This is a genomic window from Bacillus sp. ISL-75 (genome assembly GCF_018613095.1).
In genome coordinates, this window is sequence record NZ_JAGGQX010000004.1 from 81,919 (window position 1) to 88,286 (window position 6,368).

The following is a 6,368-nucleotide window of genomic DNA, read 5'->3' on the forward strand; positions in this document are numbered from 1 at the left end:
TCGGGGAGTTACCGAACAACCAGGAAAAGTGGCATTAATCTCTTTTAAAGAGAGGGAGGTTCCATTTACCAAGGAAAGGGGAAAAAGGGGTCCCATCGGTAAATGAAAAGGGTCTCCATTTACCGAGGAAAGACGGAAAAGCGCCTCGGCGGTAAATGAAAGAGGGTTCCTATATCCTTAATAAAAAACAAGGCCCCTCCACGACAAATGGAAAGGCGTATAATTGGAAATAAAGTGAAGTAGTAGAATGCTTTAATCAATTATTATTCAAAATACCTATGTTGTCTTTCTCCAACTGACTTATAGTTTTGCATTAGAATTCTTCGTATCGTTTTTCTAGATCCAACCACCCTACACCAGTCATGAACCAGATTCGTTGTAATTTTTAAATCAGGGAAAAGCAGCACCAACTCTTCCACGCAGCGTAGGACAACTGAATAGACCAACTCCTCGTGCCCGCATTTATCACACACCAAAATTATCTTATAATCCTCAACTGAAGATATTAACGAGTGACAATCTGCGCAAAGAGACCCCTTTTGCAATTGCCCATAGTTATAAGGCTGAAAACGAGTATAGGGAGAGTCGGTTTGATGCAGTGAGATTAATTGGTCAGAAAGCATTTTGTGGCGGTTCGTTAGTTTTGACGGGATTTCGTTTAATTTTTGCATCAGGCTATTTAGCTGAGTGGGATGTATAATGGGTTCGTTTAATGGGGCTTGATATAAGGTGAAATTTTTGTTGACAAAGGCCACGTCACCTTCAATAGGTAAATAAAAGCCAAGATTTTTAAGTAAGGGCGGAGGAGTGATTTACTACGATTTAATTATGTAATGGATTTTTCATAAAAATTGTTTGAATAATTTGTTAACAATCATTTCTGCATTAACAAATCCATCGGATAAAAATTGGCAACTTATAACGGTCAGAACTTTGCATTTCTTCTGAACCCCAGATAAAGAATAGTTCTAAGAGGTGAAAAGTAGTGACAGTAATTACGACCTTTAAAGAAAAAAAACGGGAAAAACAAATAAAATATGAGCGTTCCGTCCTTCGGGAGTTATCGATCAATACATTAAAAGAACGAGTCCAACAATACTTTGGCTCTACAAAAATTGCCACCAGCCTAATAATGAATACAGGCATAGAAGAAGCATGCTATGACATTGCCCTTGAAGCCTTTTTATTGGGGGCAAAATTCAGCAAGTTTGGTTATTATGGAGAAGACTTAGATGAGGTTCGCAAACGCTGCTATCGAGAAGAAAAACATTTAATCGATACCCTATATAATTTTTTCCTTTATTGGGGAAGCGGTGAAGAGGGTACCATGAGTGAATCACTTTATTACCTATGTGAGCAATATATTCATATCTGGTGGAGAGAAGGCTATGAAAAGGGGCAAAGGCGCCACAAGCTCCGTCTTCACTAATGTCCATCATTTCTTCCTGTTCTAAATCCCCCCTTTGTCCCATATAGTTTAGTGAAAAGGGACGAGCGGGAAGGAATGATCAGTGTGTCAAAACGAAGATTGAAAATCATAAGTTTTATTGTGGGGCTATTTGTCTTATTTTTCGTTTTACAATACGATTTTGCTGAAGACGACTCGTTAAATGCGTGGAATCTTCCATTGTCGGGAAAAATCATCTTACTTGACCCGGGCCATGGCGGTCCAGATGGCGGTGCTGGAACGGGTCAAACATTGGAAAAAGACATTGCCTTAAAGATAACTAAGAAGGTCAAGGATTACCTGCAAATGCAAGGTGCCCTTGTGATTATGACGAGAGAAACAGATACAGACTTAGCCGCTTCGGATACAAGGGGTTACAGTAGAAGAAAAGTTGAAGATTTAAAAAATAGACTAAAAATGATTAATAACGGTGATAATGATTTCTTTGTCAGCATTCATTTAAACGCGATTCCTTCTGCCAGGTGGAGCGGGGCACAAACCTTTTATGCACCTTATTTTAAGGAAAATGCTAAGGCAGCAAAATTCGTCCAGGAAGAACTTCGAAAAAACTTAGAGAACACCACTCGCAGAGCCAAACCAATCAATAATGTGTATATATTAAAGAATGCAAAGAAACCGGGTATTTTAGTTGAGGTGGGCTTTTTGTCCAATCCAGCCGAAAAGGAAAATTTAAAAAAGGATGCTTACCAAGAAAAAATTGCGATATCCATCTATCAAGGAATTACTCGTTATTACACGAATGAAAAAGAATTAGTTGAACCAGATTATTGAAGGCGGGAAAACCCCTTCTATTTTTTTGCAAAAAGTTGGATTCAACCTATAAAGTACGTGTGATTCAATTAACTGTTTCCGGGCATGGTTATGATATACTGGGAGATGGAAACGAATTCAAAATGCGAGGTGCTTTTTTATGTTAACAGAAGAAAGAGTCCATGAGGTTCTAGGCAGCCTCAAAGAACCATTTTTACATAAAACATTAGCTGAATTAAATGCTATTGTTGAAATAAAAGTAAAAGAAGAAAAAAATCATGTCAGTGTAAAGGTGGCCATCGCGAAGACAGGTACAGCTGAACAGCTCCAACTGCAAACACAAATTGTCAATTTGTTAAAAGAAGCAGGAGCGGCATCGGTTGGAATCCGTTTTAGTGAACTTCCTGAAGAAGTGTTAGCAGCAAACCGTCATGCACAACCAGAAAGTAATGATACCAACCTGCTTCATTCAAATAATACCACTTTCATTGCGATCGCAAGTGGAAAAGGCGGAGTTGGTAAATCAACGGTTTCGGTTAACCTCGCCGTTGCACTAGCACGTCTAGGCAAAAAGGTTGGACTGATTGACGCGGATATCTATGGATTCAGTGTTCCAGATATGATGGGAATAACAGAAAGACCGGTTGTTAGAGGGGAAAAAATAATTCCTGTTGAACGGTTTGGCGTACAAGTCATTTCAATGGGCTTCTTTGTTGAGGATAATTCACCTATTATCTGGCGCGGACCGATGTTAGGGAAAATGTTAAACAGCTTCTTTAATGAAGTAGAGTGGGGCGACATTGAGTATTTACTTTTAGATTTACCACCTGGAACTGGGGATGTCGCATTAGACGTTCATACGATGCTTCCGGCATGTAAAGAAGTTATTGTAACAACACCGCATCCAACGGCCGCTTTTGTAGCAGCGCGTGCTGGGGCAATGGCTCTGAAAACTGACCATGAAGTTCTTGGTGTCATTGAAAATATGGCTTATTTTGAAAGCAAGGTGACCGGGGAAAAAGAATATGTATTCGGCCAAGGCGGCGGCGATAAATTAGCGGAAGAATTGAATACAGAAGTTCTTGGCCGTCTGCCGCTAAATCAGCCTGATTGGAACGAGGAGGACTTTGCCCCATCGGTCTATCAAGAAGACCATCAGATCGGAAAGATTTATCTAGAAATAGCTGAAAAAGTAACTGGCTTGCTAAAAAAGTAAATTAATGAAAATAGAAGCCTCTTCCAATGTGGAGAAGGCTTCTATTTTTTAATATGAATGTATCAAGGTCTAGCTTCAGCTGCCACCTTGGTCGCTTTTGCTGCCGCCCGATTGATCGCTGCTGCTGCTCTTTCCTCCTGATGATTTGCTATTTGCTTCTTCAGCTGCCTTTAAGAGTAATTCTTGTATTTTTGCTTTAAATAAAGGACTATCGACCGTTTCCGTAATTACTTTCTGGAGATGCTCGCGGTATTCTTTGCTTTTTAGAGCATCTGCTAATTCTTTTTGTATTTCAGGCTCTTTAAAAACTTCAATCATCATTCCTCTATATTCTGGGTCATTCATTAATTCCTTTAGTAACTTTTTATTTTCAGATTTCAAATTTTTAGAAATGCTTTGTGCAAATTTGGGATCACTAAATGTTTCTTTCCAGTATTGTTTTGCTTTATCTGAGGTTAGTGTTTGCTGGATCGTGTCAGAGACGACCTTTTGGTCCATTACCAGCTTTTCCTTCATACTATCACTTGACATCACATCTTGGATTGCTTTCTTACCATCATCGGTTTTGAGAATATCAACAACCATTTTTTTCGTTTCTTCGTAATCAATTTGTCCTCCACTGCTGGCGTCATTGGAAGAACAACTTGTCAGGAACACCATGATGGGCAGGAGGAGCAACATGCTTTTTGCTTTCATTAATAAGCCCCTTTCACATAAAAATCCTTAAGCTTAGCATGTAGTAACTGCTGAAAGATTATTCGTAAGGAATCATAAATTATGGATTTTTCAAATATGGCTTGGTACAATCATAATGTTATTTATTTTTGTAGTATGGAGGTTTATAGTGTGACGAGCCGTAATTGGGTAAAACTATTTATCAACACATTATTTGTAGGCGGACTCACAACGGCTATTGTGGGCTTTATTGTTCGTTGGAATGAGTTTCAGCCCTATTTTACTGAATTTAAACTCATTGATATTTTATCAACCTTAATTTGGTTAATTGTCATGGGCTTTCTGTTTAGTGTCATCAGCCAAATGGGCTTTTTTGCATATTTAACGGTTCACCGTTTTGGTTTAGGGATCTTTAAATCTGTTTCACTTTGGAATGCTGTTCAAATGGTCCTGATTCTATTTGGTTTATTTGATTTAGTTTATTTACGATACGAAAATTTTGCTGGGCCAAAGGATGCGCTCCTGCCTTATTTTGGTCCAGTTATCATTCTTTTAGTCGTTGGTCTAATCGTTGCGTGGTACAAAACGAAACAGACAAATCAAGAGGCGTTTATTCCTGCCATGTTCTTTATGATTGTGGTTACATTAGTTGAGTGGGTTCCAGTTCTCCGTGTCAATGAAAAGAGCTGGCTTTACCTGATGATGTTGGCGTTGCTTGCGTGTAATGCCTATCAATTATTAATTCTTCATAAATTAAACCTCCAATCTGAACAGGAAAGACAAAAAAAGGCGAGTCAATCGCCAGGTAAATCAAAAAATAATAAACAAGCAAATATGAAAAAGGCAAAAAAACCGTCCATTTAGAATATTGGACGGTTTTTTTGCGTCTAACTATTTGATTTCTCTGGAACTTGCCTCTCCATTTGCAATTAATTCTGATACTGAAATAAGTTTTAACCCTTTTTGCTGAATATTCTTCAAAATCAACGGCAGTGCTTTTGCAGTTTGCTTTGCCGAGTCCGAAGCATGGAGCAGAATAATATCACCTTTTTCTGCCTTATTAACATTTCTAACAATGGTTGGTACTCCTGGATTATTCCAATCCTTTGAATCCACACTCCAATGGACAACCGTATATCCATATCTGTTGGCTATTTTCAAGGTTCTCTCATCAAAATGGCCAGTTGGAGCACGGAGTAACTTGATATTTTTTACATTTAACTTCCTGAAGGCCTCTTGTGCTTTTGAGATATCTTGACCGATTTTTACATCTTCCAAATCCCGATAGTCTTTGTATTCGTAACCAAGAATGCCGATTTCATAACCATCCTTTACAATCCGACTGACAAGATCCGGATGTCTTTCAGCCCATGAACCTGCTAAGAAGAAAGTGGCTGCCTTCACGCCTTCCTTATTTAGCGTATCTAAAATCGGCTCTGCCTTTTCGTCACCCCAGCCAATATTGAAAGTAAGAGCAAGATCCTTTTCCCCTCTATAAACGGCTTTCGGACCATCTTTTGTTGAAAAGACAGGAATCTGTGCAAGATTCTCTATATAGAGAAACCAAGCAGTAAAAAATGCAGCAATTAAAATGAGTGAAATATTCTTCAAAGCCTTCCCGTTAAATACAAAAAAGAATTTCATCGTCCCCACCTCGTCCAATACTGTCCTTGTCTCAACCTATGACCGTATTTTTAAAAATATGATTAGAAAAATTTTATTATAAATTTTCAATAATTGGAAAAGACTACTATAACTAGATATTTCGCTGGAGGTTATTCAATGTTTGGACTTCTAATAAACGATAAAGAAGTAAAAGAAATGGAATACCTTATTAAAAGAGAAATGGATGAAATATTATTTGATTTAAGAGATGATCGAATTGATCATATTGTTAAACGAGCAATGGAAGAGCGATATAAAGTTTTATTTACATTATTTAGACGGGTTGCTTCTCCCCATGATTGTTTAAAGTATATGAGGAGGGGAAAGAAGGATAGGAAAAAGGGGTAAGAAAAAACTTCATATTTTTTGTGCAAATTCCGTTGACAATTATTTAGTATCTTGGTATAGTAATAAACGTCGCTGCTGACGTAAAAAACACTTGAAAAAAGTTGTTGACATTACGTTTCGTAGATGATATATTAATAAAGTCGCTTTTGAGCGAATGAATAAATTGTTCTTTGAAAACTAAACAAACAAAATCGTGCAAACAAACAAAAATTTTTAGTTTCAACTAAGAAACTAAGCCAACGTAAC

General features: G+C 37.8%; 8 protein-coding genes. 5 read left to right on the top strand and 3 right to left on the bottom strand.

Going from position 1 to position 6,368, the window contains the following annotated elements; translation table 11 throughout:
- Positions 1-263: 263 nt before the first annotated feature.
- Positions 264-671 (bottom strand): hypothetical protein, encoded by a 408-nt coding sequence (locus J7E63_RS01485; RefSeq protein ID WP_215009964.1) that lies wholly within the window; start codon positions 669-671, stop codon positions 264-266.
- Positions 672-985: 314 nt separating this feature from the next.
- On the opposite strand from J7E63_RS01485, the gene J7E63_RS01490 reads away from it, so the two are divergent.
- The 3 genes from J7E63_RS01490 (at position 986) to J7E63_RS01500 (ending at position 3,434) form a co-directional block, all read left to right on the top strand.
- Positions 986-1,429 (top strand): YbaK family protein, encoded by a 444-nt coding sequence (locus tag J7E63_RS01490; RefSeq protein ID WP_215009965.1) that lies wholly within the window; start codon positions 986-988, stop codon positions 1,427-1,429.
- Positions 1,430-1,513: 84 nt separating this feature from the next.
- Positions 1,514-2,239: an N-acetylmuramoyl-L-alanine amidase CwlD gene (gene cwlD, locus J7E63_RS01495; RefSeq protein ID WP_308161871.1), complete on the top strand. Its 726-nt coding sequence runs from the start codon at positions 1,514-1,516 to the stop codon at positions 2,237-2,239.
- A 139-nt stretch (positions 2,240-2,378) separates the two neighbouring features.
- Positions 2,379-3,434 carry an Mrp/NBP35 family ATP-binding protein gene (locus J7E63_RS01500; RefSeq protein ID WP_215009967.1) on the top strand — a complete coding sequence of 352 codons (1,056 nt, stop codon included), beginning with the start codon at positions 2,379-2,381 and terminating at the stop codon, positions 3,432-3,434.
- Between the two features lie 75 nt (positions 3,435-3,509).
- Here J7E63_RS01500 and gerD read toward each other — a convergent pair whose 3' ends face one another.
- A complete protein-coding gene (gerD, locus tag J7E63_RS01505; RefSeq protein WP_215009968.1) occupies positions 3,510-4,130 on the bottom strand; it encodes a spore germination lipoprotein GerD in 621 nt (206 codons plus the stop codon).
- Positions 4,131-4,280: 150 nt separating this feature from the next.
- Between gerD and J7E63_RS01510 the strand changes: the two genes are divergently transcribed.
- Positions 4,281-4,973, top strand: a complete 693-nt coding sequence (locus tag J7E63_RS01510) for a KinB-signaling pathway activation protein (RefSeq protein ID WP_215009969.1) — start codon at positions 4,281-4,283, stop codon at positions 4,971-4,973.
- A 27-nt stretch (positions 4,974-5,000) separates the two neighbouring features.
- On the opposite strand, the gene pdaB is transcribed toward J7E63_RS01510, so the two are convergent.
- Complete coding sequence (pdaB, locus tag J7E63_RS01515) at positions 5,001-5,753, bottom strand: polysaccharide deacetylase family sporulation protein PdaB (RefSeq protein WP_215009970.1); 753 nt, start codon at positions 5,751-5,753, stop codon at positions 5,001-5,003.
- A gap of 138 nt (positions 5,754-5,891) precedes the next feature.
- On the opposite strand from pdaB, the gene J7E63_RS01520 reads away from it, so the two are divergent.
- The gene (locus J7E63_RS01520; RefSeq protein ID WP_026565703.1) at positions 5,892-6,122 is read left to right on the top strand and encodes a hypothetical protein; all 231 of its coding nucleotides are present in this window, start codon (positions 5,892-5,894) and stop codon (positions 6,120-6,122) included.
- Positions 6,123-6,368 lie beyond the last annotated feature (246 nt).